Annotated in this window: 23 protein-coding genes; 11 read left to right on the top strand and 12 right to left on the bottom strand. The window is 66.9% G+C overall.

All coding sequences use genetic code 11. The annotated features are described in order from the left end of the window. Positions 1-16: 16 nt before the first annotated feature. The 5 genes from NJF35_RS14980 (at position 17) to NJF35_RS14960 (ending at position 5,653) form a co-directional block, all read left to right on the top strand. A complete protein-coding gene (locus tag NJF35_RS14980) occupies positions 17-424 on the top strand; it encodes a DUF2946 family protein (RefSeq protein ID WP_225789676.1) in 408 nt (135 codons plus the stop codon). Between the two features lie 66 nt (positions 425-490). After that, positions 491-2,641 carry a TonB-dependent receptor gene (locus NJF35_RS14975; protein WP_253091215.1) on the top strand — a complete coding sequence of 717 codons (2,151 nt, stop codon included), beginning with the start codon at positions 491-493 and terminating at the stop codon, positions 2,639-2,641. A gap of 210 nt (positions 2,642-2,851) precedes the next feature. Continuing rightward, complete coding sequence (locus tag NJF35_RS14970) at positions 2,852-4,198, top strand: MFS transporter (RefSeq protein WP_253091214.1); 1,347 nt, start codon at positions 2,852-2,854, stop codon at positions 4,196-4,198. Between the two features lie 160 nt (positions 4,199-4,358). Beyond that, positions 4,359-4,808: a type II 3-dehydroquinate dehydratase gene (gene aroQ / locus NJF35_RS14965; protein WP_225789679.1), complete on the top strand. Its 450-nt coding sequence runs from the start codon at positions 4,359-4,361 to the stop codon at positions 4,806-4,808. Then, the gene (locus NJF35_RS14960; RefSeq protein ID WP_253080326.1) at positions 4,805-5,653 is read left to right on the top strand and encodes a shikimate dehydrogenase; all 849 of its coding nucleotides are present in this window, start codon (positions 4,805-4,807) and stop codon (positions 5,651-5,653) included. The genes aroQ and NJF35_RS14960 overlap by 4 nt, the downstream gene beginning before the upstream one ends. A gap of 62 nt (positions 5,654-5,715) precedes the next feature. Here the strand turns inward: NJF35_RS14960 and NJF35_RS14955 are convergent, their stop codons facing one another. Together NJF35_RS14955 and NJF35_RS14950 are read right to left on the bottom strand one after the other, a co-directional pair. Further along, positions 5,716-6,282 (bottom strand): thioredoxin family protein, encoded by a 567-nt coding sequence (locus NJF35_RS14955; protein WP_225789681.1) that lies wholly within the window; start codon positions 6,280-6,282, stop codon positions 5,716-5,718. After that, positions 6,272-6,547: a DUF2790 domain-containing protein gene (locus NJF35_RS14950; protein ID WP_253080327.1), complete on the bottom strand. Its 276-nt coding sequence runs from the start codon at positions 6,545-6,547 to the stop codon at positions 6,272-6,274. The genes NJF35_RS14955 and NJF35_RS14950 overlap by 11 nt, the downstream gene beginning before the upstream one ends. A gap of 219 nt (positions 6,548-6,766) precedes the next feature. Here NJF35_RS14950 and NJF35_RS14945 point away from each other — a divergent pair, with 219 nt between their 5' ends. The 5 genes from NJF35_RS14945 (at position 6,767) to NJF35_RS14925 (ending at position 11,280) form a co-directional block, all read left to right on the top strand. After that, complete coding sequence (locus NJF35_RS14945) at positions 6,767-7,507, top strand: response regulator (protein WP_225789683.1); 741 nt, start codon at positions 6,767-6,769, stop codon at positions 7,505-7,507. Then, complete coding sequence (locus NJF35_RS14940; protein ID WP_225789684.1) at positions 7,504-8,790, top strand: sensor histidine kinase; 1,287 nt, start codon at positions 7,504-7,506, stop codon at positions 8,788-8,790. Before NJF35_RS14945 ends, NJF35_RS14940 begins: the two co-directional genes overlap by 4 nt. A 211-nt stretch (positions 8,791-9,001) precedes the next feature. Further along, positions 9,002-9,625 carry a ferric reductase-like transmembrane domain-containing protein gene (locus NJF35_RS14935; RefSeq protein ID WP_253091213.1) on the top strand — a complete coding sequence of 208 codons (624 nt, stop codon included), beginning with the start codon at positions 9,002-9,004 and terminating at the stop codon, positions 9,623-9,625. A 16-nt stretch (positions 9,626-9,641) separates the two neighbouring features. Beyond that, entirely contained in the window at positions 9,642-10,139 is a 498-nt protein-coding gene (locus tag NJF35_RS14930; RefSeq protein WP_253091212.1) for a DoxX family protein, read from the top strand. Between the two features lie 163 nt (positions 10,140-10,302). Continuing rightward, positions 10,303-11,280, top strand: a complete 978-nt coding sequence (locus NJF35_RS14925) for a GlxA family transcriptional regulator (protein WP_253091211.1) — start codon at positions 10,303-10,305, stop codon at positions 11,278-11,280. 32 nt (positions 11,281-11,312) lie between these two features. Here NJF35_RS14925 and NJF35_RS14920 read toward each other — a convergent pair whose 3' ends face one another. Further along, the gene (locus tag NJF35_RS14920) at positions 11,313-12,632 is read right to left on the bottom strand and encodes an MFS transporter (RefSeq protein ID WP_225789688.1); all 1,320 of its coding nucleotides are present in this window, start codon (positions 12,630-12,632) and stop codon (positions 11,313-11,315) included. A 259-nt stretch (positions 12,633-12,891) separates the two neighbouring features. Beyond that, positions 12,892-14,103, bottom strand: a complete 1,212-nt coding sequence (locus NJF35_RS14915; RefSeq protein WP_225789689.1) for a M24 family metallopeptidase — start codon at positions 14,101-14,103, stop codon at positions 12,892-12,894. Positions 14,104-14,295: 192 nt separating this feature from the next. Here NJF35_RS14915 and NJF35_RS14910 point away from each other — a divergent pair, with 192 nt between their 5' ends. Further along, positions 14,296-15,471 (top strand): cupin-like domain-containing protein, encoded by a 1,176-nt coding sequence (locus tag NJF35_RS14910; protein ID WP_253091210.1) that lies wholly within the window; start codon positions 14,296-14,298, stop codon positions 15,469-15,471. A 57-nt stretch (positions 15,472-15,528) separates the two neighbouring features. On the opposite strand, the gene katG is transcribed toward NJF35_RS14910, so the two are convergent. From katG to NJF35_RS14870, 8 genes are all read right to left on the bottom strand, one after another. Beyond that, positions 15,529-17,772: a catalase/peroxidase HPI gene (katG, locus tag NJF35_RS14905; protein WP_253091209.1), complete on the bottom strand. Its 2,244-nt coding sequence runs from the start codon at positions 17,770-17,772 to the stop codon at positions 15,529-15,531. A gap of 308 nt (positions 17,773-18,080) precedes the next feature. Continuing rightward, positions 18,081-18,956 (bottom strand): DMT family transporter, encoded by an 876-nt coding sequence (locus NJF35_RS14900; protein WP_225789692.1) that lies wholly within the window; start codon positions 18,954-18,956, stop codon positions 18,081-18,083. 221 nt (positions 18,957-19,177) lie between these two features. After that, on the bottom strand, positions 19,178-21,271 hold the full coding sequence (locus NJF35_RS14895; RefSeq protein WP_225789693.1) for an EAL domain-containing protein: 2,094 nt from the start codon (positions 21,269-21,271) through the stop codon (positions 19,178-19,180). 163 nt (positions 21,272-21,434) lie between these two features. Next, a complete protein-coding gene (locus NJF35_RS14890) occupies positions 21,435-21,935 on the bottom strand; it encodes a GNAT family N-acetyltransferase (RefSeq protein ID WP_225789694.1) in 501 nt (166 codons plus the stop codon). Between the two features lie 92 nt (positions 21,936-22,027). Next, positions 22,028-22,783: an ABC transporter permease gene (locus tag NJF35_RS14885; protein WP_253080329.1), complete on the bottom strand. Its 756-nt coding sequence runs from the start codon at positions 22,781-22,783 to the stop codon at positions 22,028-22,030. Further along, entirely contained in the window at positions 22,783-23,988 is a 1,206-nt protein-coding gene (locus tag NJF35_RS14880) for an ABC transporter substrate-binding protein (RefSeq protein ID WP_253091208.1), read from the bottom strand. The genes NJF35_RS14885 and NJF35_RS14880 overlap by 1 nt, the downstream gene beginning before the upstream one ends. After that, positions 23,975-24,802 (bottom strand): ABC transporter ATP-binding protein, encoded by an 828-nt coding sequence (locus NJF35_RS14875; RefSeq protein ID WP_225789697.1) that lies wholly within the window; start codon positions 24,800-24,802, stop codon positions 23,975-23,977. Before NJF35_RS14875 ends, NJF35_RS14880 begins: the two co-directional genes overlap by 14 nt. Further along, positions 24,799-25,863, bottom strand: coding sequence for an acyl-CoA dehydrogenase family protein (locus NJF35_RS14870; protein WP_225789698.1), 1,065 nt, complete (start codon positions 25,861-25,863; stop codon positions 24,799-24,801). Before NJF35_RS14870 ends, NJF35_RS14875 begins: the two co-directional genes overlap by 4 nt. Positions 25,864-25,891 lie beyond the last annotated feature (28 nt).

The raw sequence follows: 25,891 nt of genomic DNA, 5'->3' as shown, positions 1-25,891 counted from the left end.
TGATAGATTCGCCGCCATGAAAACCTCCCGCCGGACACGCTCGCTGACCGCCTGGACGCTCTACGCCAGCGTCCTGTTCAGCCTATTGCTGTGCGGCCTGCACCACGGCCAGATGAACGGCCTGCGCCTGGCCGGGCTGGAAGGTGGTTTCTGCTCGGTGTCCAGCGACCATGGCCCGGCCATCGACCTGGCCGGTGCTGGCGGCGATGCGCACATGGCCCAGCTCGACTGCCCGGTGTGCTCGTCCTTCGCCCTGGCTGTCCCGCTGTCCACTGCCGGCTGGTCCTTCGCCGCGCGCCAGGGCAACGCCCCCTCACCCATCGTCGTACGCAGTTGGGCGCAGCCGCCGCCGCGCGACCTGCGCCCGGCCCTCAATCCTCGCGCCTCCCCCGCCGTCCTTCCCGCAGCAGCAACCTACGCCTGACCTTGGCCGGGCGCACTGGCGTGCGCGGCCGGTCAGCCATGACCTTTGCGTGGAAGACACAACAACATGATTCGCAACACCTCCCTGGTGCTCCTGTTGGGCACCTGCACCTCTGCCTGGGCGGCCCCTGCGCCCATCGAACTGACCGCCACCACCGTCGATGGCGAACGCGAAGCCCCCTCGGGCGTGCAACTGGACGAACCGATCCGCACCGGCTCGCGGCTTGGCCTGACGGCACGGCAGACACCCGCCTCGGTGAGCGTCTCGGACCGCAACGTGATCGAGGCGCGCGGCGCCAAGGACACCCAGGACGTGATCAATGCCATGACCGGAGTGAACGCCTCGGCCAACCCAGGCTATGGCGGCTTCGTGTCCTACCGGGGCTTCACCCAGAACCAGGTCACCCAGCTGTTCAACGGCATCAACCTTGGCTACAGCAGCGCCACCCGCCCGCTGGACGCCTGGGTGATCGACCGCGTCGAGCTGATCGGCGGGCCGTCGTCGTTCCTGCATGGCGCCGGCGCCGTGGGCGGCTCGATCAACTACATCAGCAAGCTGGCCAGCCGCGACGCACAGACCTTCGACGGCCGGCTGCGCTACGGCAGCTACGATGATTCCGAGATCGCCTTCGGCATCAACCAGGCCCTGGCCGACAACCCCGCCGATGCCCGGCATTTCGCCCGCCTGGACTTCAGCCACGGGCATGGCAACGGCTATGTCGACCGCAACGAACGCTGGACCGACAGCCTGGCCTTCTCCGTGCTCAGCGACCTGTCGCCCAACCTCACCCATACCCTGGCACTGGAGTACCAGGAGGACAAGGAAGACAGCCCCTACTGGGGCTCGCCGATCCTGCCGGGCCGTAGCACCATGAAGATCGACAAGAGCCGCCGCTTCGAGAACTACAACGTCGGCGACGGCCGCTACGAACAGCGGGTGCGCTGGTTGCGCTCGATCCTCGATTACCAGCTCGGCGACAGCACCAGCGTGCAGAACACCCTGTACCACTACAACGCCGAGCGCGACTATCGCAACCTCGAAAGCTACCGCTACGACAACGACGGCAAGGTCGTGCGCGCCAGCCCCTACCTGCAGCGCCACCAGCAGAACGTGCTGGGCGACCGGGTAGAGCTGCGCCACGACAACCAGGTGCTGGGCCTGGCCAGCCAGTGGTCGCTGGGCCTGGATTACTCGCGCATGCGCCAGACCCTGTACCCGACCTCCGGCAGCTGGAGCGACGTGGTCGACCCGGAGCATTTCGACCCGGGCAGCTTCGATGACATCCCCGGGGTGAACGCGGGCCTCACCAAGCAACGCCGCCACGAGGTGACCAACCGTGCCTTGTTCGCCGAGAACCGCTTGCAGCTGACCGAACGCCTGGCCCTGCTCACCGGCCTGCGCTACGACTACCTGGACATGGAGGTGACCAACTATGGCACGGTCACGCCCACCAGCCCGGCGTTCTTCGAACGGCGCTGGGAGCCGCTGAGCGGCCGTGTGGGGCTGACCTACGAGCTGACACCTTCGGCCAGCGTCTACCTGCAGTACAGCACCTCCGCCGACCTGCCTGCCGGCTCGCTGGCCTCGGCGACCTACTCCAACGTGGGCCTGTTCGACCTGTCCAAGGGCGAGCAGTGGGAGGCCGGCAGCAAGTTCGACTTCCTCGACGGGCGTGGCGCGGCGACCGTGGCGGTGTACCAGATCGTGCGCAAGGATTTCGCCGTGCGCGATTCCCGCGATCCCAACCTGACCGTCCAGGCCGGCCAGCAGACCTCTCGCGGCATCGAGCTGTCCGCGCGCCTGCAGGTCACGCCGCAACTGCTGGCCGAGGCCAACTATGCCTATGTCGACGCGCAGTACGACGAATTCAACGAGGCAGTCAATGGCGTGTCGGTGTCGCGCAAGGGCAATGCCCCGGTGAACGTGCCGGCCAACGTCGGCAACCTGTGGCTGACCTACAGCTTCGGCCCGGCCTGGGCGGTGGGGATGGATGCGCGCTATGTCGACTCGGTGTACGCCGATAATGCCAACACCCTCAAGGCACCGGCCTACACCCTGCTGGGCGCCTTCGCCCGCTACCGGTTGGACGAACACACCGCGCTCACCGCACGGGTGCGCAACCTGACCGATGAGCTGTATGCCAAGCAGGCCTATGGCGGGCAGTACTACATGGGCGCGCCGCGGACGTTCGAGGTGGCCATGGACCTGCGCTTCTGAGGGGCCAGGCGAGGGCTGGCTGAGGCCCCTGCCTTGGGGCCGCTTCGCGCCACGGAAGACCGGTACGGCGGTCGAAACAGGCATCCCGATGTCGCCCATGAAGAAGCACCCGCCCCCCGCTGCCGGTCTACTGGGCCAGACAACAACGATGGCGCGGCCTGACCGCGCCACTTCCGTCCAGGCTGCCTACCCAGACCGGAGAGCATCCGCATGCCCGCACCCCATGAGGTATCCCCCGCCACCCTGCGCCGGGTGATCGCCGCCTCGGCCATCGGCAACTTCGTCGAATGGTTCGACTTCGCCGTCTATGGTTTCCTCGCCACCCTGATCGCCAGCCAATTCTTCGCCAGCGGCGATGCCAGTGTCGCCCTGCTCAAGACCTTCGCCGTGTTCGCCGTGGCCTTCGCCCTGCGTCCGCTGGGTGGCATCGTCTTCGGCGCGCTGGGCGACCGCCTGGGGCGCAAGCGCATCCTGTCGCTGACGATCCTGCTGATGGCTGGCTCCACCACCCTGATCGGCCTGCTGCCGACCTACGCCAGCATCGGCCTGGCCGCCCCGGCGCTGCTGACCCTGGCCCGCTGCCTGCAAGGCTTTTCCGCCGGCGGCGAATACGCCGGCGCCTGTGCCTACCTGATGGAACATGCCCCCAACGACAAGCGCGCCTTCTATGGCAGCTTCGTCCCTGTCTCGACCTTCTCCGCCTTCGCCTGCGCGGCCGTGATCGCCTACGCCCTGGAAGCCAGCCTGTCGCCCGAGGCGATGAACGCCTGGGGTTGGCGCATTCCCTTCCTGGTGGCCGCGCCCCTGGGGCTGGTCGGCCTCTACCTGCGTTGGCGCATGGAGGAAACGCCGGCGTTCCGCGAAGCCATGGCGCAGAGCAAGCAGGGTAAAGAGCACGCCCATTCGCCGCTCAAGGAAACCCTGCGCCACCATGGCCGGGCGATCCGCAACCTCGGAGCGTTCATCTCGCTGACGGCGCTGTCGTTCTACATGTTCACCACCTACTTCTCCACCTACCTGCAGATGGTCGGCAACCTGACCCGCGCCCAGTCGCTGCTGGTGTCCACCGTGGCCCTGCTGTTCGCTGCCGTCGGCTGCCCGCTGGCCGGGGCCTTTTCCGACCGGGTCGGCCGGCGCCGGACCATCGGCTTCACCTGCCTGTGGGTGATGGTGGCGGTGTTCCCGGCCTACTGGCTGGCCAGTTCCGGGTCGCTGTCCGGGGCGCTGCTGGGGGTGATCCTGCTGGCGGTCGGCGCCCTGCTCAGCGGTGTGGTCACCGCCGCGCTGCTCTCGGAGAGCTTCCCGACCCGCACCCGCTACACCGCCTCGGCAATCACCTACAACGTGGCCTACACCCTGTTCGGCGGCACCGCACCGCTGGTGGCCACCTGGCTGATCAGCCAGACCGGCAGCAGCCTGGCGCCGGCGTTCTACCTGGTGGTCATCGCCCTGGTAGCGCTGGTGGGAGGGCTGGCCCTGCCGGAAACCTCGCGGATCTCGCTGCATGACGAAAGCTGCGGCAGCCAGCAGCCCCAGGCGGTCAAGGAGCTCGGTTAGGCGCTGTACCCGGCGTGCTCTTCGCGGCGGGGTTGGTTCAGGCAACCCCGCCGCGTTCGATAATCGCCCACTTTCATTCGCCAACGGTGCCCTTCAATTGACAAAACTAACCAGGTAGTACAATTATCAGGCATCCAACAACAACAAAGCGATGCCCGCCATGACACCCTTGATCCTCGTGCTCAACGGCCCCAACCTGAACCTGCTCGGCACCCGCGAGCCGGCCAACTACGGCCATGAAACCCTTGCCGACCTGGCCCACGGCTGCGCCGACAGCGCGCACGCGCTGGGCCTGCAGATCGAGTTCCGCCAGACCAACCACGAAGGCGAGCTGATCGACTGGATCCACGCTGCCCGCGGCCGTTGTGCCGGAATCCTGATCAACCCCGGTGCCTGGACCCACACCTCGGTGGCGATCCGTGACGCCCTGGTGGCCAGCGAACTGCCGGTGATCGAGGTGCATCTGTCCAATGTGCACAAACGCGAGCCGTTCCGGCACATCTCGTTCGTGTCGTCGATCGCCATCGGGGTCATCTGCGGCCTGGGTAGCCACGGCTACCGCCTGGCTCTGGCACACTTCGCCCGGTTGCTCGGGGAGCAGGCCGCATGAACCGCCCGAGCATCCTCGCCGGGCTGATCGGCCGCGGCATCCAGGCCTCACGCACCCCGGCGCTGCACGAACGCGAAGGCGATGCCCAGGCCCTGCGCTACCTCTACCGGCTGATCGATGCCGACCAACTGGGCCTGGACGACAGCGCCCTGCCCGGCCTGCTCGAGGCCGCCCAGCACACCGGCTTCACCGGGCTGAACATCACCTACCCCTTCAAGCAGGCGATCCTGCCGCTGCTCGACGAACTGTCGGAGGAGGCCCGCGGCATCGGTGCGGTGAATACCGTGGTGCTCAAGGATGGCAAGCGGGTCGGCCACAATACCGATTGCCTGGGCTTCGCCGAAGGCTTCCGGCGTGGCCTGGCGGACGTGGCGCGACACCAGGTGGTACAGATGGGCGCCGGTGGCGCGGGCTCGGCGGTGGCCCATGCCTTGCTCGGCGAAGGGGTTCGGCGGCTGGTGCTGTTCGATGTGGACAGCGCCCGTGCCCAGGCGCTGGTGGACAATCTCCAAGCCCGCTTCGGCAACGATCGCGCCGTGCTGGGCACGGACCTGGCCGATGCACTGGCGACCGCCGACGGCCTGGTCAACACCACGCCGGTGGGCATGGCCAAGCTGCCTGGCACACCGGTGCCAGTAGAGCTGCTGCACGCCCGGCTATGGGTGGCGGAAATCATCTACTTCCCCCTGGAGACCGAACTGCTGCGCCATGCCCGGGCCCTGGGCTGCCGCACGCTGGACGGCGGGAGCATGGCGGTGTTCCAGGCGGTGAAGGCGTTCGAGCTGTTCAGCGGGCGGGTGGCGGATGCCGGTCGGATGCAGGCGCACTTCGCCAGTTTCCTGTGAAAGCGGGGGCGCTTCGCGCCCCAGCATCAGAACAAGCCTCAAGCCGGCCCCTGCAAGGGGCATCATTCGTGGCCGACTCGGTCCGAAGGGCTGGGTAATCGCTCATCCAACAACGCCTGGATCACCTTCTCCTGCCCGCCATAGTCACCCTCCCCGAAATGCACATGGCGCACCTGCCCCTGGCGATCGACGAAGTAATGGGCCGGCCAGGCCTGGTTACCCCAGGCGTTCCAGACCCGGTAGTCGTTGTCCACCGCCACCGGATAGCCGATGCCGAGCCTGGCCACCTGTCGGCGCAACTGGCCGATGTCGTGCTCGTAGTCGTACTCCGGCGTGTGCACACCGACCACCACCAGCCCCTGGTCGGCATAGCGCCGTGCCCAGTCGTCGACATGCGGCAGGCTGCGCTGGCAGTTGATGCAGTCCCAGGTCCAGAAGTCCACCAGCACCACCTTGCCCTTGAGCGCCTCGGTGTCCAGCGGCGGCGAGTTGAGCCAGGCGCTGGCGCCAGACAGCGACGGCATGGCGCCGTAGCTGTCGCGGGCCAACAACTGGCCGGCCAGGCCCAGCCCCGTCAGCGCCAGCAGCACGCCGCCGGCCTTCAGCAACAAGCGTCGATCAGCTTTCATGGCAACCGCCAGTGGCGTAGGTGCGGTATTCCACGCTCTGGTGCCGGCCCTGGGAGTCCAGGTAGTCCATGCGGGTGTTGACCACCCCGCAGGCATTGCTCTGGTCGTCCATCACCGACAGGACTTTTTGTACGTCCAGCCGGTCGCCATAGCGGTACTGCATCACCCGGCTGTCTTCCGTCGGGCTGGTCGCAGCCTGGGCGGCGATGGCACCGAGGCCGAGCACGGCGAACAGGCTGGCGCTGGCGAAGGTCTTGAAGTTCATGGCATCTCTCCTGTGCAAGGTTTGCAGGTGGGGAGTGGAATCTCCCCGGTCGAGAGCCATTTCACGCTCGCCAGGTATCGCGGATGTGTCCAAGCAGCGGGCGACGTGCTTCTTCCTGTATCCCTGGCGGCGCGGGATACACTGCAATACAAAACCCCGCAGGCAAGCGCCCCCGCCCCCGGTACACTGCGCCCATCCCACCCAGACAGGAACCCTCCGATGGAACACGTCGATCACATCCTGATCGTCGACGACGACCGGGAAATCCGCGAGTTGGTCGGCAACTACCTGAAGAAGAACGGCCTGCGCACCAGCATCGTCGCCGATGGCCGGCAGATGCGTACGTTCCTCGAGGCCAACAGCGTCGACCTGATCGTCCTCGACATCATGATGCCCGGCGACGACGGCCTACTGCTGTGCCGCGAACTGCGCGCCGGCAAGCATCGCAATACGCCGGTGCTGATGCTCACCGCCCGCAACGACGAAACCGACCGCATCATCGGCCTGGAGATGGGCGCCGACGACTACCTGACCAAGCCGTTCTCCGCCCGCGAGCTGCTGGCGCGGATCAACGCCGTGCTGCGCCGCACGCGGATGCTGCCGCCCAACCTGACCATCAGCGAAAGCAGCCGACTGATCGGCTTCGGCCACTGGCGCCTGGACACCACCGCCCGCCACCTGCTCGACACCCAAGGCACGCTGGTAGCCCTGAGCGGCGCCGAATACCGCCTGTTGCGGGTGTTTCTCGACCATCCGCAGCGGGTACTCAGCCGCGAGCAACTGCTCAACCTGACCCAGGGCCGCGAGGCGGACATCTTCGACCGCTCCATCGACCTGCTGGTCAGCCGCCTGCGCCAGCGCCTGGGCGACGATGCCCGCGAGCCGACCTGCATCAAGACCGTGCGCAGCGAGGGCTACGTGTTCTCCCTGCCGGTGCAGTTGCTCGAGTCGCCGTCATGAGGTGGCCACGTACCCTGGCCTCGCGCCTGGCCCTGATCTTCCTCACCGGGCTGGTACTGGCCTACGGGCTGTCGTTCAGCCTGCAGTTCTACGAGCGCTACATCAGCAGCCGCTCGATGATGCTGAGCAACCTGGAACTGGACGTGGCCACCTCGGTGGCCATCCTCGACCGCTTGCCGGCTGCCGAGCGCGCCACCTGGCTGCCGCGCCTGGCGCGCCACAGCTATCGCTACCGGCTGGACCAGGGCGAAGCCGGCCAAGCCATGCCCAGCGAGGCGCCCCCCATGGCTGCCGAGTCGATCGTCAAGGCGATCGGCCAGGACTATGCCCTGACCTTCCAGGAGATTCCCGGCCCGCATGCGCATTTCCAGGTACACCTGCGCCTGGCCGACGGCGCGCCGCTGACCATCGACGTCACCCCGGCGGGCGTGCCATTGGCGTCGTGGTTGCCGGTGGTGCTGCTGGTTCAACTGGTGCTGCTGTTGCTCTGCACCTGGCTAGCGGTACGCCTGGCGATCCGCCCGCTGACCCGCCTGGCCAGGGCGGTGGACGACCTCGACCCGGACCGGCCAGGCCCACAGCTGGACGAAAGCGGCCCTCGCGAGGTGCGCTACGCCGCCGTGGCCTTCAATGCCCTGCAGGCGCGTATCAGCGCCTACCTCAAGGAGCGCATGCAACTGCTGGCGGCCATCTCCCACGACCTGCAGACGCCGATCACGCGGATGAAGCTGCGGGTCGAGGTGATGGACGACGGCCTGGAGAAGGACAAGCTGTGGAGCGACCTGACGGCCATGGAGCATCTGGTGCGCGAAGGCGTGGCCTATGCCCGCAGCATGGACAGCAGTACCGAGGCGCCCTGCCGGGTCAACCTCGATGCCTTGCTCGACAGCCTGGTGTTCGACTACCAGGACAGCGGCGCGCAGGTCGAGCGCCTCGGCAGTACCGATGTCACCCTGCATACCCGCCCCCATGCCTTGCGCAGGGTGCTGGTGAACCTGGTGGACAATGCCCTGAAGTTCGCCGGGGCGGCGCAGCTGGAGGTCAGCCATCGAGATGGTGTCACGCGGATATGCGTACTCGACGACGGACCCGGTATTCCCGCCGACGAGCTGGACGAGGTGCTCAAGCCGTTCTACCGGGTCGAGGGTTCGCGCAACCGCAGTACCGGCGGTACCGGCCTGGGGCTGGCCATCGCCCAGCAACTGACCCAGGCCATGGGCGGGCAACTGACCCTGAGCAACCGGGCAGGTGGCGGGCTCTGTGCCCAGGTCGAGTTGAGGTGAAAGCGACCTTCCCCTTCGCGAGCAAAGCCACCGCTACAGCACCTGGGGCTGCTTTGCAGCCCCAATGCACGGCCACCTAGGCACCAACCTCTACACAACGATACACAACCCCCAGCCCACCGACACACTGCAGATACCCCGCCCCCGCACACTCCCGGACACATCAAGGCGACAGCCCCCGCCGTCGCCGGACACCCTGGGAGCCTCACGCATGAAACCTTCCGCCCTACCCTCCGGTTGGAGGCTGTTCGCCGCCCTGGCCGGCCTCACCCTGCTGATGACCGCCGTGGTACTGGCCGCCCACCCACTGGGCTCGGACGGCCTGCGCAGCGCCATCCGCGCCACGGCGCGCAGCTCCTTCGCGCTGTTCCTGCTGGCCTTCCTCGCCTCGTCGCTGGTCACCCTGCTGCCCGGGACCAGCAGCCGACGCCTGCTGCGTGAGCGGCGCTACCTGGGGCTGGCCTTCGCCTTCTCGCACAGCGTGCACGCCGTACTCATCTACCTCTATGCCCGGCAGTACCCCGAACTGTTCTGGGCAGGTCGCACGGTCACCTCCAGCCTGCCGGGCACGGTCGGCTACCTGTTCCTCCTGCTGCTGACCCTGACCTCGTTCAAGGCTCCCATGCGCCTGCTCGGCGCCGGCCCGTGGAAGGCCCTGCACAGCACCGGCAGCTGGGCCCTGGCGGCGGTGTTCTGCCTGTCGTTCTACAAGCGCATCCCCATGGGCGGCTGGTACCCGCTGGCCTTCGCCCTGATGTTCGCCGCCATCGCCCTCAAGCTCACCGCCAAGCTGGCTCAGCGCAAGCGCCGCGCCGTAGCCGTCCCTTCCTGCTGATTGCGAGATGCCCACCATGACCACCCTGACCCGCACCTTCACCACCCTCGAGCGTTTCGGCCAGTGGAGCGCCGACCTGCCGCTACGGCTGTTCCTGGCCTGGGAGTTCTTCGAATCCGGCTGGGAAAAACTCAACGGCAGCAACTGGTTCGCCGACCTGCAAGCGAGCTTTCCTTTCCCCTTCGACCTGTTGCCGGCAGGCCTGAACTGGCAACTGTCGTTGTGGGCCGAGCTGCTCTGCCCGCTGCTGCTGTTGCTCGGCCTGGGCACCCGCCTGGCCTCGGCGGTACTGATGGTGGTGACCCTGGTGGCGATCGCCGCCGTGCACTGGCCGGCACACTGGTCGAGCCTGGCGGAGCTGGCGCAAGGCTATGCGATCACCGACCAGGGCCACGGCAACTTCAAGCTGCCGCTGATCTACCTGGTGGCCTTGCTGCCGCTGTTGCTCAAGGGTGCCGGCCGCCTGAGCCTGGACCACTGGCTGTGGGCCAGGCGCCGGGGCGCAGCGCTGTAGCGCTGCTCGCCCCGGGCATGGCTGCACCCGCTCAGCGGTGCATTCCGGCGCCTGCCATACAGGTGTACTATCAGGCCGCCACGGCCCACGACAACAAACACCTCGAGGCTCGATTTTCTCTGCCCTGACGAACGACACCTCAGCCTGCACAGGAAGATCGGACATGCTCCAGCCCTCCCCAGCCGCCCCCAGGACCTACGGTTTCCTGGTGCTGCCCAACTTCACCACCATCGGCCTGGCCTCGGCGGTGGAGACCCTGCGCATGGCCAACCTGGCCGCCCGGCGCACCCTGTTTCGCAGTGTGCTCATCGCCGCCACCCCCGACCCGGTCACCGCCAGCAACGGCATGCGCATCCTGCCCGACCACGGCATCGCCGATGCCCCGGCGCTCGACGCCCTGTTCGTGGTGGGCGCCAACCCGATCAGCAACGACCGCAGCACCCGGCCACTGATCGACTGGCTGCGCCAACTGGCGCGCCAGCGCGTGCCGCTGGGCGGCATCTGCACCGGCAGCCATCTGCTGGCGCGGGCCGACCTGCTCAAGGGCTACCGTTGCACCATCCATTGGGAAGACATCGAGGCGCTGAAGGAGCGCTTTCCCGGCATCATCATCTCCAACCAGCTGTTCGAGCTGGACCGCGACCGCTACACCTGCTCCGGTGGCGTGGCTGCCATGGACATGATGCTGCAGCTGGTGGCGCGCCAAGATGACGGCCTGGCCATCGCCGCCAAGGCCGCCGAACTGCTGCTGTGCGATCGTGTACGTGGCGAGCGCGAGCGCCAGCGGGTACCCCTGCGTACCCTCCTGGGTACGGCCCAGCCCAAGCTCAGCCAGGTGGTGGCGATCATGGAGGCCAACCTGGAGGAGCCGCTGGGCCTGGAGGAGCTGGCCAGCCTCAACGACGTGACCGTGCGCCAGTTGGAGCGGCTGTTCCACAAGTACCTGCAGCGCACGCCCAGCCAGTACTACCTGGAGCTGCGCCTGTCACGGGCCCGGGAGCTGCTGCTGCGCAGCGATGCGCAGGTTCGCGAGATCGCCCTGGCCTGCGGCTTCACCTCGCCTGCGCATTTCTCCAAGAGCTACAGCCGCTTCTTCGGCCTGTCGCCGCTGGGTGAGCGGCGGCAGGCTTCGTTGCATTGAAGGGTATGAGGCTTGCCCTTCATCCCCAGGTTTCAGTCCTTCAACGCCCGGTGCGCCGTCTCCCGACAGGCCAGCATCGCCACCAGGGCCACCGCGGCCGCCGCCAGCAGGTACCCGGCCGGCGCCAGCTTGTTGCCCGTCAGCTGGATCAGCCAGGTAGCGATGAACGGCGCGGTCCCCCCGAACAACGCATTGGCGATGTTGAAGCTCAGGGCGAAGCCACTGAAGCGCACCCGGGTCGGGAAGATCTCGGCCAGCAGGCACGGCAAGGTGCCGTCGTTCATCGCCAGCATCGCGCCGAAGAGGATCTGGATCGCCAGGATCACCAACAGCGGCTGGTGGTCGAGCAGGCTGAACAGCGGCACGGTCAGGCCCAGGAACAGCAGCGAGGCGACCACCAGCATGGCCTTGCGGCCAAAGTGGTCGGACAGCCGGCCCATGAGGAAGATCAGGCCGATGTAGGTGGCCAGCGACACCGTCGAGGCGATGAACGAATCCCGCTCGCTCATGCCCATCTCGTTGGACAGGTAGGTGGGCATGTAGCTCAGCAGCAGGTAGAAGGCCACCGCGTTCAGGCAGGTCACGCCGATGCCGATGAGCACGGCACGCCAGTGCTGGGTCAGCAGTTCGCGGATCGGTGATGGCGTCGCGCAGGCCTTGCTTTCCAGACGCTGCTCCATCTCCAGGAACTTCGGCGTGTCCTGCAGGCTCATGCGGATGTAGCGGCCCACCAGGCCGAATGGCGCGGCCAGCAGGAATGGCAGGCGCCAGCCCCAGCTGTGCAGGTCCTCGGTGCTGAGCAGCGCGTGCAGGGTGGCGACGAAGGCCGCGCCGAACAGCAGGCCGGCCGCCGTGCTGGCGGGCACGATGCTGGTATAGAAACCTCGCCGGCCGGGCGGTGCGTACTCGGCGAGGAAGGCCGCGGCACCGGCGTACTCGCCCGAGGCGGAGAAACCCTGCACCAGGCGGATCAGCAACAGCAGGCACGGTGCCCACAGGCCGATCTGCGCATGCCCCGGCAGGATACCGATACAGAAGGTCGACACCGACATGATCAGGATCGACCAGGACAATGCGTTGCGCCGACCATGCCGGTCGCCGAAATGCCCCCATACGACACCGCCCAGGGGGCGCACGATGAACGACAGGGCGAATACCGCGAAGGTGGCCAGCAGGCCGGTGGTCTTGTCCGCCTCGGGGAAGAAGGTGACGGCGATGATGGTGGCCAGGTAACCGTAGGCGGCGTAGTCGAACCACTCGACGAAGTTACCCATGAAACTGGCCCGCGCGGCCTTGCGCAAGGCCTGGCGTTCGGCATCGCGGGCCTGGACGCCGAGATCTGGTGTGCTCATGGTGGTAGTGCCAGGGAGACTCATCGCGCACCTCCGCGGACGGCGTGCGAAATACGGCTCGAGACACAGCAATCGTGACGCTGGGACATGACGGGTACCCTCTGTTCTTGTAGTTGGTGGCAGGGTCTAACGGTCACACTGGAGGTGTTTTTTCTTGGAAGAACGCGGCCCACCTCCTGGCCGCAAGCGCCGCTGGCGCCAGTACCGCGCCCTTGGCGGGCAGGTCGGCAACCGACCGGTCCGCCAAGGGGCAACGCGATCACTTGCGGATGATGTTGTGCTCCGGGCCGTAGGGGAACTGGGTGATGTTCTCGGCGCCGCTCTCGTTGACGATCAGGATGTCGTGCTCACGATAGCCACCCGCGCCCGGCCGCCCCTCTGGCAGCATGATCATCGGCTCGATCGACACCACCATGCCCGGTTCCAGCACCGTATCGATGTCCTCGCGCAGCTCCAGGCCTGCCTCGCGGCCGTAGTAGTGGCTAAGGGTGCCGAAGGAGTGGCCGTAGCCGAAGGTGCGGTACTGCAGCAGGTCGTGGCGCAGGAAGATCTCGTTCAGCTCACGGGCGATGTCGCAGCAACGCATGCCGGGCTTGACCAGTTTCAGGCCCGCCTCGTGAACCTCGACATTGGCCTGCCACAGGCGCAGGTGCTCATCCGGGCAGTGGTCGAGGAACAGCGTGCGCTCCAGGGCGGTGTAGTAGCCAGCGATCATCGGGAAACAGTTGAGGCTGAGGATATCGCCCTTGTTCACCCGGCGGCTGGTGACCGGGTTGTGCGCGCCATCGGTGTTGATCCCGGACTGGAACCAGGTCCAGGTGTCCATCAGTTCGGCCTCGGGGAAGCTGCGGGCGATCTCGCGGACCATCGCCTGGGTGGCGTGCAGCGCCACTTCGTACTCGGGCACCTGGTCGCGCAGCGCCTCCACCACCGCCGCACCACCGATGTCGGCGATGCGTGCGCCATGACGGATCAGCGCCTGCTCCTCGCGCGACTTGATCATGCGCATGCGCATGCAGGGTGCAGCGATGTCCACCAGTTCGGCCTTGGGATAGCAGGCGGCGAGCTTGCCGTGGTTCTGCAGGTTGAGATGGTCGAACTCCACGCCGATGCGCGAGGCCAGCGGCAGGGCCTGCTGGATGGCGACGAAGAAGTTGTCGCGCTGCCAGTCGGTGTAGACGATGTTGTCGGTGCCGACCGTGCGCCGCCAGGGCTGGCCGCCGTCGATGTTGGCACTGATCGACACCACCTTGTCCTGGGTCACCACCAGCGCGTAGGGCCGACCGAAGGAACAGTAGAGGAAGTCGCTGTAGTAGTTGACGTTGTGGTACGAGGTGAAGATCGCCGCCTCGATGTCCTGCTCGGCCATGTAGGCACGCAGCCTGGCCTGGCGGGCGGCATATTCCTGCTCGGAAAAGGTCGGCTGGACCTTCTGGCCATTGCGGATGTTCAGGGTCTTGGGCATTTGCATGGTCGGGTATTCCTTGTCGTTGTGAGCACGCTGTTTCAGGCCGGTCGCCTGAGATGCATTGCAGCAGAACGCCCAAGGGAGCTTTTGTACCTATCCGACCTGGAATTGGCGAAATGGCCAGCGGCGCTGACGGATAAATTTCCCTACGCACGCCTCGTCTTCTGTTCAGAACAACCAACGAGAGAGCGTGCCGTGGACCTGCAGACCATTCTGGGCAAACTGTTTGCCAGCGCCGACAGCGTCGGCCTCAAGGGCCTCTTCCAGTTCGTCTTCGACGGCCATACCGCGCTCTGGTTCAAGGCCGGCGGCCAAGGGGGCAGCGGCCAGGGCCGACACCCGGCGGCGGATGTGACCATCGAGGTGGCCAGCGGCGACTTCATGAACATCATGGCCGGCAAGGCCAATGTCGAGGAGCTGTTCGCCAACGGCCGGCTGAAGATCGGGGGCAACCTGGGGCTGGCCACGCTGCTGCCCCAGGCGATTCACACGGCGCTACGCGGTACCCGTGCTCCTGCGGTCGAGGCCAATCGACGCTACCCGGCGCGGCCACGCGCCAGCGACCGGCTCTCGGCAAGCCAGGCGCCCCTGCTCGCCATACAACGCCGGCCACGCAGCGGCCTGTCGGTGGAGGAGTTCCGCGAGCGCTACATGCGCCATGGCATCCCCGTGGTGATCAGCGACGCCCTGCACGACTGGCCGTTGTTCAACATCGGCCGCCAGGCCTCGCTAGAGCTGTTCGCCAACCTGCAGGGCATCACGCGCCATGGCGACTACGTGAAGAAGACCTTCTCCACCGAGCGCGACTTCCGCTCCACCTCCATGGCCGAGTTCATCGCCAGCCTGGACGCGCCGGCACCCGCGACCCGCGACGGCCAACCGCCGGCCTACATGGGCAACAACATCTTGCCCACGCAGTTGCTCGAACATATCCGCTACCCCGCCTACTTCGAGCCCGACCAGTTCATCCCGCCGCGCATCTGGATCGGTCCGAAAGGCACCCTGACCCCGCTGCACCGGGACGACAGCGACAACCTGTTCGCCCAGGTGTGGGGAGAGAAGTCCTTCATCCTCGCCGCGCCCCATCACCGCGATGCCCTGGGCTGCTGGGCGACCTCGCCCGACGGCGGCCTGGAAGGCTGCGACGTCGACCCCAGAGCGCCGGACTTCGCGCGCTTCCCCGGGTGCAGGGCGGTGCATTTCATCGGGGTGATCCTGCAGGCTGGCGACCTGCTGTTCCTGCCGGAGGGGTGGTTCCACCAGGTGGAGTCACGCTCCACCTCGTTGTCGGTGAATTTCTGGGTGGATTCCGGGCGCGGCTGGCAGCGCTCGCCCCTGCCCGAGGTGCAGGCCGGCCATCTGCCGGCTTGATGTGCCTGTCGGCAGCGACTAACTGCTTGGGGGCGCGAAGCGCCCCCATGACAACGATTACGCCAGGTCGAACCGATCCAGCTCCATGACCTTGTTCCAGGCCGCGACGAAGTCTTTGACGAACTTGTCCTTGCCGTCACCGCTGCCATACACCTCGCACAGGGCCCGCAGCTGGGCATGGGAGCCGAACACCAAGTCGACGCGGGTACCGGTCCACTTCACCTGGCCGGTCTTGCGGTCGCGGCCTTCGAAGGTCTCGTTGTCCTCGGAGGTCGGTTTCCACTCCACGCCCATGTCCAGCAGGTTGGTGAAGAAGTCGTTGCTGAGCACGCCCGGCCGGTCGGTGAACACGCCATGCTTGCTGCCGCCGGTATTGGCCCCCAGCACCCGCAGGCCACCGACCAGCACGGTCATCTGCGGCGCGGTGAGGGTCAGCAGTTGGGCCTTGTCCACCAGCAGCCGCTCGGCCTTGACGCTGTAGCGGGCCTTGGAGAAGTTGCGGAACCCATCGGCCAACGGCTCCAGCACGCTGAACGACTCGACGTCGGTCTGCTCCTGGGAGGCGTCCATGCGCCCTGGCCTGAACGGGACGCGGACATCGTGCCCGGCATCCTTGGCAGCCTTTTCCACCGCTGCGTTGCCGGCCAGGACGATCAGGTCGGCCAGAGAGACCTTCTTGCCCGTGGCATTGAAGTCAGCCTGGATCTTCTCCAGCACCTTGAGCACCTTGTCCAACTGTTCGGGCTGGTTGGCCGCCCAGAAGCGTTGTGGCGCCAGGCGCAGGCGCGCACCATTGACGCCACCGCGCTTGTCCGAGCCGCGGAAGGTGGACGCCGCGGCCCAGGCCGTGGCCACCAGTTCCGACACGCTCAGGCCCGAGGCCAGCACCTTGGCCTTGAGCTCGGCGATGTCCTGCTCACCCACCAGCGGGTGGTCGACCGCCGGGATCGGGTCCTGCCAGAGCAGCTCTTCCTGGGGCATTTCCGGGCCCAGGTAGCGCGACAGCGGGCCCATGTCACGGTGGATCAGCTTGTACCAGGCGCGGGCGAAGGCGTCGGCCAATTGGTCCGGGTTGTCCTTGAAGCGGCGGGCGATCGGCTCGTAGATCGGGTCGAAACGCAGGGCCAGGTCGGAGGTCAGCATGGCCGGGGCATGGCGCTTGCTCGGGTCGTGGGCATCGGGGATCTGCCCTGCCCCTTCGCCATTCTTCGGCCGCCACTGGTGGGCACCGGCCGGGCTCTTGGTCAGTTCCCAGTCGAACTTGAACAGGTTCTCCAGGTACTCGTTGCTCCAGCGGGTCGGGGTGGACGTCCAGATCACCTCCAGGCCGCTGGTGATGGTATCGGCGCCTTTGCCGGTACCGTACTTGTTGTGCCAACCCAGGCCCTGCATCTCCAGGCCCGCAGCCTCAGGCTCAGGGCCGACGTTCTCGGCCGAGGCGGCGCCATGGGTCTTGCCGAAGGCGTGCCCACCGGCGATCAGCGCCACGGTTTCCTCGTCGTTCATGGCCATGCGGCCGAAGGTCTCACGGATGTCCTTGCCCGAGGCCACCGGGTCGGGGGTGCCGTCCGGGCCTTCCGGGTTGACGTAGATCAGGCCCATCTGCACGGCGGCCAGGGGGTTTTCCAGGTTGCGCCCAGGTGCCTCGTTGCGGCTCTCCTCGCTGCCGTGCAGTTGTGGCTGGGCTACCAGTGGGCCTTCGCCGCTGCTGGCGTAGCGCACGTCACCGCCGAGCCAGGTCGTTTCCGAGCCCCAGTAGACATCTTCGTCCGGCTCCCAGGCATCGACACGCCCGCCGGAGAAGCCAAAGGTCTTGAAGCCCATGGACTCGAGGGCGACGTTGCCGGTGAGGACGATCAGGTCGGCCCAGGAGATATTGCGACCGTACTTTTGCTTGATCGGCCAGAGCAAACGCCGGGCCTTGTCGAGGCTGACGTTGTCCGGCCAGCTGTTGAGCGGGGCGAAGCGCTGCTGGCCAGAACCCGCACCGCCACGGCCGTCACCGATGCGATAGGTACCGGCGCTGTGCCAGGCCATACGGATGAACAGTGGGCCATAGTGGCCGAAGTCGGCCGGCCACCAGTCCTGGGAGTCGGTCATCAAGGCGTGCAGGTCTTGCTTGAGGGCCTGGAAGTCGAGGCTCTTGAACGCCTTGGCATAGTCGAAATCCGGCTCCATCGGGTCGGACTTGGACGAATGCTGGTGAAGGATCCTGAGATTCAGGTAGTCAGGCCACCAGTCTTGGAGGGTGGGGCCGCCACCTGCGGTTTGATGGAACGGGCATTTCGATTCGTTCGCCATCTGCGTTTACCTTTGGGTCGGTTATCCAGATTTCCGGTCTATGCCAGGTATTCGATCAGCCGAGCACGGTGGCTCATGCCTACCCCTCATCAGGTCTGGTCGGTCTCGCGCCGACACGGGCTTGCGAAGCGCTGGCGGGCGTTGGACGGCAGGTACGGGCACGCCGCCTGCGCGTTTTTCGCGGGGCCAGGGGAAAGACTAGTCGAGCTTGCGCAGAGGTCTAATAGAGCCAGTATTCAGTGGCGATAGCGTCACTCTGTCAGCGCCCCGAAGCGGCACTGCGCAGCCACCCCAGGGCGTGAGCGACGCTACTTGCGGTGCATCCAGGCGGCGCCCAGGCCGCTGAGGCAGATGATGGCGATGCCCACCAGGCTGGTGTTGTCCGGCATCTGGCTGAAGATCAGCAGGCCCAGCAGCCCGGCGAAGACGATCTGGCAATAGCTGAACGGCGCCAGCAGCGCCGGCGCGGCATGACGGAAGGCCTGGGTGAGCAGCAAGTGCGCGGTCATGCCGCATCCGCCCAGGGCCAGCATCAGCAGCGCATGCTCCCACTGCGGCAGTTGCCAGAAGAACGGCACCAGCGCCGTCATCACCAGGGTGTTGCACAGGCCGGCGTAGAAGTTGCTGGTGGTCGGGCTGTCATGGGCGGCCAGCTTGCGCGTGAGCAACTGGTAGAAGCAAAAACCCAGGGCCGAGCCGAAGGGGAACAGGATCGCCGGGGTGAACATCGCCCCGCCCGGGTGCACCACCACCAGCACACCGATGAAGCCCATCACCACCGCCACCCACTGCCCCAGGCTGACCCGCTCCTTGAGCAGCGGCGCTGACAGGGCCGTGACCAGCACCGGGGCGAGGAAGTTGACCGCCGTCGCCTCGGCCAGCGGCAGGTACTGCAGGCCAGCGGTGAACAGCAGGCTGGTGCTCAGCAGGCTCAGGGCACGCAGGGTCTGCAGCATTGGCCGACGGGTACGCAGCACGCGCAGGCCGGCCTTGGGCAGGAAGATGCCGGCCATCAGCAAGGTATGCACCAGGTAGCGCGCCCAGACCACCATGATGATCGGGTACAGGCCCCCCAGGAACTTGGACAGGGCATCATGGCTGGCGAACAGGAAGGTCGCCATCACCACCAGGGCGATGCCACGTAGCGGATGGTTGACCCCGGACAACGGTGTGCTGGAACTCATGGTGTTCTCGACGACGGCGCGGCCCGATGCTGCGCCTGGGAGGCGCCCTGGCCTGTGCGGGCCTGGGGCATGGGACGGATTCTAGAAGAGATGGAGCGGGATGAGAAACCCGCCAGGCCGTGGGGCCTGGTCCGGGAGCGGTTTCCGTTCGCTGATCGACCAGATTCTGGGGGCCTTGGCAAATGTTGGGGCCGCTTCGCGCCCCCAATGGCGGCGACTGACTACATAGCCGCGACACTCTTCAACCGCTGGCTCGCCGGTGCCGGTCGGCCATACAGGTAGCCTTGGAAATGCGAGCAGCCTTCGGCGGCCAGGCGCGCCATCTGCTCCCGCGACTCCACGCCCTCGGCGGTGGTCTTGATCATCAGGCTGTTGGACAGCTCGGTGATGGCGCGGATGATCGACATGGCCTCGCGGCTCTCGCACATGTCATGGACGAACGACTTGTCGATCTTGATCCGGTCGAAGGGGAACGAACGCAGGTAGCCGAGCGACGAATAGCCCGTGCCGAAATCGTCCAAGGAAATCGACACCCCCAGGTCCTTGAGCGCACGCAAGGTACGCACGTTCTCCTCGCTGTTGCCCAGCAGCACCGACTCGGTGATCTCCAGCTCCAGCCGATGGGGCGCCAGGCCCGAGTCAGCCAAGGCCAGGGCCACGCTGTGCACCAGGTTGGCGCTCTTGAACTGCACCGGCGACAGGTTCACCGACACGGTCTGCTCGCTGTCCCAGGTGGCCGCCTCCTGGCACGCCAGGTTCAGGGCGCGGGCACCGATCTCGTGGATCAGCCCGGTTTCCTCGGCGATGGGGATGAAGTCCATGGGCATGACCATGCCCCGGGTCGGGTGCTCCCAGCGCAGCAGCGCCTCGTAGCCGGTGACGCTACGGCTCTGCTGGTCCACCACGGGTTGGTAGTGCAGTTGCAACTGCCCCATGTGCAGGGCGGTGCGCAGGTCGGTTTCCACCAGGCGACGCTGACGCGCGGCGACATCCAGCTCGACCTGGAAGCATTCGTAGCGGTTGCGGCCATTGCGCTTGGCCTCGTACAAGGCCATGTCGGCATAGCCGAGCAACTGTTCAGCCTGTTCGTGATCGTCCGGGGCGATGGCGATGCCGATGCTCACGCCGACCGAGAACTGGTGGCCCTCGATGTGGAACGGTGGGCAGACCGCATCGATCAGGCGCTGGGCAGTGCTGCAGGCGGACTCGCGGCTCTCCAGCCCGACCAGGACCACGGCGAATTCGTCGCCCCCCAGCCGTGCCAGGGTGTCGTGCTCACGCAGCTCACGGCGCAGGCGCTTGCCCAGGGCACGCAGCAGCTTGTCGCCGAAGGCATGGCCGAGGGAGTCGTTGATGTTCTTGAAGTTGTCCAGGTCCAGGCACAGCGCCGCGGTCAGCTTGCCGCTGTCGTCGCCACGCACCAAGGCTTGCTTGAGCCGCTCGTGGAAGAGGACACGGTTGGGCAGCCCGGTCAGGGCATCATGATGGGCCATGTGGTGGATCTGGGCATGGGCGGCCAGCTCTTCGGTGGCGTCCTCGGCGATGAACAGCACATAGTCGGCCTGGCCTTCGCGGTTCTGGCTGAGCAGCGCGCGGCTACGCAGGATCCGCAGGCCGCAAGCGGTGTCGACGCGGGTCTCGGCGGCGTACCCCTTGGTGCTGCGCGCACCGCGGGCCAGTTGCTGCTCCAGGTACTGAGCGATGGCCGGTGTCAGGCACTCGTCGGGGCGAAGGCCGACCATGCTTGTCTGCTGCCCGCCGAACAGGCGCTCGGCCTGCTGGTTGGCCAGCAGGATGCGCTGGCTGTCGAGGTCCTGGGCGATGACGCTGGCGGGAATGTTGGCGATCACCGAATCGAGGAAGCGCGACAGGGTGCCGGTCTCCTGGCTGCATCGCTCGGCCAGTTCCTTGGCCTGGACCAACGCCTCCTCGTAGCGGCGGCGCTCGGAGATGTCACGGGTGGTCTTGGCGAACCCCACCAGGCGCCCATCGTCGTCGTGCACCGCGTCGATCACCACATGGGCCTGGAAGGCCGAACCATCCTTGCGCAGGCGCCAGCCAGTGGCCTCGAAGCGACCGGTACGGCGCGCCTGGTCGAGGTTCTGCTCGGGCACCCCGGCGTCGCGCTCGGCCTGCGGGTAGAACAGCGAATAGTGCCGCCCGATGATTTCCTGCGCCTCGTAGCCCTTGGCCCGCTGCGCCCCCGGGTTCCAGTTGGCCACCACCCCCTCGGGGGTCAACAGGCAGATGGCGTAGTCCGCTACGCTCTGGATCAACAACCGGTACATGATGTCGGGACTTGCGACTAGCGACATAGGCTTTACCTGAACCTGCGGCACGCACGGAAACGGATCGCCAGCCCGACAGGGCCGGGCCTGGATGATGACGTGCTGGCATTATGCCGCTTGTCGGATTTTTTTGTGAAGCAGTTCACATAAATCCGTCGCCGCGGCACAACCCGAACCCTGACCGGCGCCGTCAATGACGCGAGGCGCTCACCAGGAAATTCAGCAGATCGGGCTCGTCTTCCAGCGCGATCGCCCTCGACGCGCGTGGCAGGCCGGTCAGCACGGCCTTGCAGAACGCCACGGCCACCGGGTCCTGGCGATAGCAGCGCAGCAACCAGTCGCCCTCCCCGCTGCACAGCAGCGACTGCGCCACAGTCTGGCCGATGCCCTGGCGGCGATATTTTTTCAGGATGAACAGGTCGGCCAGTTCGCTGGCCTCCAGGCCTGGCAGCTCACTGCGCTCGATCAGCACGAAGCCAGCGATGAAGCCGTCCACCAGCACCAGGCTGGCGCTCCAGCCGGGCGACTGCCAGTAGCGCTGCAGGTGTTCGTCGTGGATGTAGAAGCGGCCATCGGCCTCGACGTCCTCCTGTTCCCAGTCGGAGGACTCGTAGGCATAGAACTGGTAGAGGTTGCGGATCAGCTCGGCCTGGTCGGGGTGGGTCTGGAGCAGTTCGATGGGGGCAGGCATGAAGGGCTCGGGGTGGGCAAAGGGGTATTTTACGCCCGCATGCCCTGCGGGTGCCCAGGATTCTCATCCTGGGGCTGCTTTGCAGCCCAGATTCAGGCATGCACCCACCGACGATGCAGGCCCCGGGCCAAGGCATCGAGCATGAACCCCAACACACCGATCAACAGCACCATGGCCATCAGCTCCGAATAGGCCAGCCGGTCACGGGTATCGAGGATGAAGTAGCCCAGCCCCGCACTGACCCCGAGCATCTCGCACGGCACCAGCACGATCCACAGAATGCCGATGGCCAGGCGCACGCCGGTCAGCACATGACCGATCACCCCCGGGATTATCACCTTGCACAGGGTTTCCCAGCGCGTGGCGCTGAGGCTGCGCGAGAGCTGCAACCAACGCGGGTCGAGCTGGCGTACGCCAGCGGCGGTGTTGAGCAGGATCGGCCACAGCGCGGCGAAGGCCAGGAGGAAGTAGATCGGCTGGTCGCCCACGCCCATCAGCATGACCACCACAGGCATCCACGACAGCGGCGAGATCATCCGCAGGAACTGGAACGCTGGCGTGGTCGCCGCCTCCAGGTGCCGGTAGCTGCCCACCAGCAGCCCCAGGGGCACGCCGATCAGCAGCGCCAGCAGCAAGCCGACCAGGATGCGCTTGAGGCTCACCCAGACATGCCCGTAGACCTCACCCTGACCGAGCAGCTCGACCAAGCTGGCCAGGGTCGCCTCGGGCGAGAAGCGCGCCGACAGGCCATCGGCCTCGCCGAACACGCCGACCCCCGCCCACCACAGCAACAGCAGGGCCGCCAGGCCAGCCAGGCCCAGGGCACCTTGCACGACGTGCTTGCGCATCAGACCGAAAACTCCTCGCTACGCTCGAACCCCTCGGGCTGGCCGAAGGCCGACAGGCCGCCCGCCGCGGCGATGGCGTTGCGCACGAAGCGGTCGTCCACCAGGTCGCGGGCGGTCAGGGTCGGGTCCAGGCCGGCCAGGAAGCTGCTGTCGCCCTCAATCAGCGTGTGCTTCAGGCGCTTGACCAGTTCCTCGGTGTAGCTGGGGAACGGATAGGGCTGGAAATCGATGCGCCTCTCATCCCACTGCTGGTGGCGGATCGCACCGCTGGCGATGTAGCCGGCACGGTCCTCGGCGGCAGGCGCCAGCACCTTGCCGAGCACCTGCGGGGTGTGCGGGGTGTACTTGTTGGGGCCGGCCTTGGACAGCAACGCGGCCGCCTCGGCGCGGTGGTCGCGGGTCCACAGCTGGGCCTTGACGATGGCGTTGACCACCTTCTGCGACCACTCGGGGCGATTGGTCAGGTCGTGCTCGTGCATGAACACCACGCAGCAGGCATGGTTGCGCCAGACGTCGCCGGTGAAGCGCTGCACACGGCCGACTTTGAGGTCCTCGGCCAGCGCATTGAACGGCTCGGCGACGATATAGCCAGCGATGCGCTTGCTGGCCAGGGCCGGCGGCATGTCCGACGGCGGCAACACCAGCAGGTTGACTTCACTGCCCGCCAACTGCGCGCTGGCCGGCTTCGACACCGGCGTGAGGCCGTGGTCGCGCAACATCTGCTGCAGCACCACGTTGTGGATCGAGTACCAGAACGGAATGGCCACGGTCTTGCCGCCCAGCTGTTTCACGTCGGTAATGTCCGGCGCCACGGTCAGCCCCGAACCACCGACGTGGTTCCAGGCCACCACCTTGGCCGGCACCTTGCTGCCATAGCGCGCCCAGACCGTCATCGGCGACAGCAGGTGGATGACGTTGACCTGGCCGGAGATGAACGCCTCGATCACCTGCGCCCAGCTACGCAGCAGCACCGGGCGCTCGGCCTTGATGCCCTCGGCCTCGAACAGGCCATTGTTGTGCGCCACCAGCAACGGCGTGGCGTCGGTGATCGGCAGGTAGCCGATGCGCACCGGCGCGTCCGGCTCGACGGCGGCGCGCGCCTGCAGGCTCGTCAGCAATGGCAGCGCCCCGGCGGCACTGAGCATGGCGCCGAGCTTGATGAAATCGCGGCGGGAAGTAGAGGAACAGCAGTCATCCATGCACATGGGCAGCCTCCGACGGCAATGGCAAGGGGGAAGAAGAAGGTTCGCTGATGCGGCTTGCCCGCCGAAGGGTCTTGAGGATCTCGATACGCAGCGCGCCCAGTTCCTCGACCCACTGCCCACGCGGTTGCGGCAGGTCGATGTGCCATTGGCCAAGGGTGTGCGCCGGGTGGTTGCCCAGTAGCAGGACCCGGTCGGACAACAGTAGGGCTTCGTCGATATCGTGGGTGATCAGCACCGCCGCCGTCCCGTGGGTGGCGATCAGTTGCAGGAGCAATTGCTGCATGTCGGCGCGGGTCACCTCGTCGAGGGCACCGAAGGGTTCGTCGAGCAGCAGCACCTGCGGCTGGCGCGCCAGGCAGCGTGCCAGGGCGGTGCGCTGGGCCATGCCGCCAGACAGTTGCGCCGGGTACTGGTTGCGCGCATGGGCCAGGCCTACCGCCTCGATGGCATGGTCGATGCGCGCGCGCTGCTCGGCCGCCGCCAGCTTTGGCTGGCGCGCGAAGTCCAGGCCGAAGGCGACGTTCTTCTCCAGGCTCAACCAGGGCAGCAGGCTCGGGTCCTGGAAGGCCACCGCCAGGCGCGGGTGCGGGCCCAGCAAGGGCTCGCCGTGCAGGGCCACGCGGCCACCCTGGGGCTGCTGCAGGCCTGCCAGTACGCGCAACAGGCTGGACTTGCCGACCCCGCTAGGGCCGAGGATGCTCACCACCTCGCCCGGCGCCAGGCTCAGGTCGAACTGTTCCAGCACCGCTTGCCAGCCACCTTCACGCGGGTAGCCCAGGCAGATGTCACGGGCTTCGAGCACTGCCTGGCTCATGCCGCGGCCGCCTGGCGTTGCAGTTCGGCACGCAGTTGCACCAGGCTCGGGGTGACGATCGGCACGAACGCCGACTCGCGCCAGCGACGGGCGAAGCCGGCGCCATAGGCGTCCAGGTAGGCCTTGCCGCCGCTGGCCTGCAGCTCCAGTTGCACGGCGTCGGCGGCGCTTTCGGCCAGGATGATGCGCAGCTTGAACAGCGCCGCCGGCTGGCTGACGAAGCGGCCGTCGAGCAGGCCCTGCTTGAGTGCATCCACGGTATTCTCCAGGCGCTCGGCCAGCACCTGGCGGGCTTCCTCGAGGAACGAACCGCGCCCTTGCAGATGCCCGCTCACCTCTTCCAGGGCACGTCGGGCCAGGCCGATGGCCATGCCGCACTGCAACGCCAGGAAGGCCGGCCGCACCTTGGGCAGGAACTCGCGGGCGTTCTCGTGCAGCAGCCAGTCACGGCCCAGCTCGACCTGGTGGAAGGCCAGCGCGGCGGTGTTGCTCGATTGCAGCCCCATCAATCGCAGGTCCTCGGAGCGCTCCACGCCCACCTGAGTGGACGGGATCGCCAGGACGAACGGCGCAGCACCGGCATCCTCTTCGACCGCCGCGGCAACCACGAAACCGCTCTTGCGCAGGTTGGTCACCCAGTGCAGGCGGCCTTCCAGCGTCCAGCCGGCGGCTTGGGGGCGGGCTCGCACCTGCAGGGCCTCGATGCCAGACAGGTACTTCATGGCATTGGACAACCCGGTAGCGCCAGCCAGCTCGCCCTTGAGCAGGTCCGCCAGCAGGCGTTCGCGCAGGGCCAGGTTAGGGCTTTGCAGCAGGTATTCGATGAACGCGCGCTGGCCCCAGCAGACGAAGGCCGCCGCCAGCGAACGGCTGGCGATGGCGGCGATGGCTTCCACCGCGTCGGTGATCTGGCCGCCCGAACCGCCCAAGGCGGGGTCGATGCCCACGCGCAGCAGCTGCGACTCGGCGATATGCCCCAGGACCAGGTGCGGGTCGCACTGGCCCAGGTCGATAGCCTCGGCATTGGCGTCCAGCCATTGTCGAAATGCGGAATCAAGCATGTCCCTTCTCCTTTACGAAACGCGGCCC

The sequence above is a fragment of the Pseudomonas guariconensis genome, from assembly GCF_024127895.1.
Classification (GTDB): Bacteria; Pseudomonadota; Gammaproteobacteria; order Pseudomonadales; family Pseudomonadaceae; genus Aquipseudomonas; species Aquipseudomonas guariconensis_B.
The sequence above is the reverse complement of the archived record's forward strand: the minus strand, read 5'-3'. Positions and strand labels throughout refer to the sequence as shown.

Bases quoted from the DNA above. Each gene is read 5' to 3' on its own strand.
- NJF35_RS14930 (WP_253091212.1), top strand. From the start codon at position 9,642: ATGACCACCCTGACCCGCACCTTCACCACCCTCGAGCGTTTCGGCCAG.
- NJF35_RS14935 (WP_253091213.1), top strand. From the start codon at position 9,002: ATGAAACCTTCCGCCCTACCCTCCGGTTGGAGGCTGTTCGCCGCCCTG.
- NJF35_RS14875 (WP_225789697.1), bottom strand. From the start codon at position 24,802: ATGAGCCAGGCAGTGCTCGAAGCCCGTGACATCTGCCTGGGCTACCCG.
- NJF35_RS14915 (WP_225789689.1), bottom strand. From the start codon at position 14,103: ATGCAAATGCCCAAGACCCTGAACATCCGCAATGGCCAGAAGGTCCAG.
- NJF35_RS14945 (WP_225789683.1), top strand. From the start codon at position 6,767: ATGGAACACGTCGATCACATCCTGATCGTCGACGACGACCGGGAAATC.
- NJF35_RS14920 (WP_225789688.1), bottom strand. From the start codon at position 12,632: ATGAGCACACCAGATCTCGGCGTCCAGGCCCGCGATGCCGAACGCCAG.
- NJF35_RS14895 (WP_225789693.1), bottom strand. From the start codon at position 21,271: ATGTCGCTAGTCGCAAGTCCCGACATCATGTACCGGTTGTTGATCCAG.
- NJF35_RS14980 (WP_225789676.1), top strand. From the start codon at position 17: ATGAAAACCTCCCGCCGGACACGCTCGCTGACCGCCTGGACGCTCTAC.
- NJF35_RS14885 (WP_253080329.1), bottom strand. From the start codon at position 22,783: ATGCGCAAGCACGTCGTGCAAGGTGCCCTGGGCCTGGCTGGCCTGGCG.
- NJF35_RS14890 (WP_225789694.1), bottom strand. From the start codon at position 21,935: ATGCCTGCCCCCATCGAACTGCTCCAGACCCACCCCGACCAGGCCGAG.
- NJF35_RS14900 (WP_225789692.1), bottom strand. From the start codon at position 18,956: ATGAGTTCCAGCACACCGTTGTCCGGGGTCAACCATCCGCTACGTGGC.
- NJF35_RS14975 (WP_253091215.1), top strand. From the start codon at position 491: ATGATTCGCAACACCTCCCTGGTGCTCCTGTTGGGCACCTGCACCTCT.
- aroQ (WP_225789679.1), top strand. From the start codon at position 4,359: ATGACACCCTTGATCCTCGTGCTCAACGGCCCCAACCTGAACCTGCTC.
- NJF35_RS14870 (WP_225789698.1), bottom strand. From the start codon at position 25,863: ATGCTTGATTCCGCATTTCGACAATGGCTGGACGCCAATGCCGAGGCT.
- NJF35_RS14950 (WP_253080327.1), bottom strand. From the start codon at position 6,547: ATGAACTTCAAGACCTTCGCCAGCGCCAGCCTGTTCGCCGTGCTCGGC.
- NJF35_RS14955 (WP_225789681.1), bottom strand. From the start codon at position 6,282: ATGAAAGCTGATCGACGCTTGTTGCTGAAGGCCGGCGGCGTGCTGCTG.
- NJF35_RS14960 (WP_253080326.1), top strand. From the start codon at position 4,805: ATGAACCGCCCGAGCATCCTCGCCGGGCTGATCGGCCGCGGCATCCAG.
- NJF35_RS14940 (WP_225789684.1), top strand. From the start codon at position 7,504: ATGAGGTGGCCACGTACCCTGGCCTCGCGCCTGGCCCTGATCTTCCTC.
- katG (WP_253091209.1), bottom strand. From the start codon at position 17,772: ATGGCGAACGAATCGAAATGCCCGTTCCATCAAACCGCAGGTGGCGGC.
- NJF35_RS14880 (WP_253091208.1), bottom strand. From the start codon at position 23,988: ATGTGCATGGATGACTGCTGTTCCTCTACTTCCCGCCGCGATTTCATC.
- NJF35_RS14970 (WP_253091214.1), top strand. From the start codon at position 2,852: ATGCCCGCACCCCATGAGGTATCCCCCGCCACCCTGCGCCGGGTGATC.
- NJF35_RS14925 (WP_253091211.1), top strand. From the start codon at position 10,303: ATGCTCCAGCCCTCCCCAGCCGCCCCCAGGACCTACGGTTTCCTGGTG.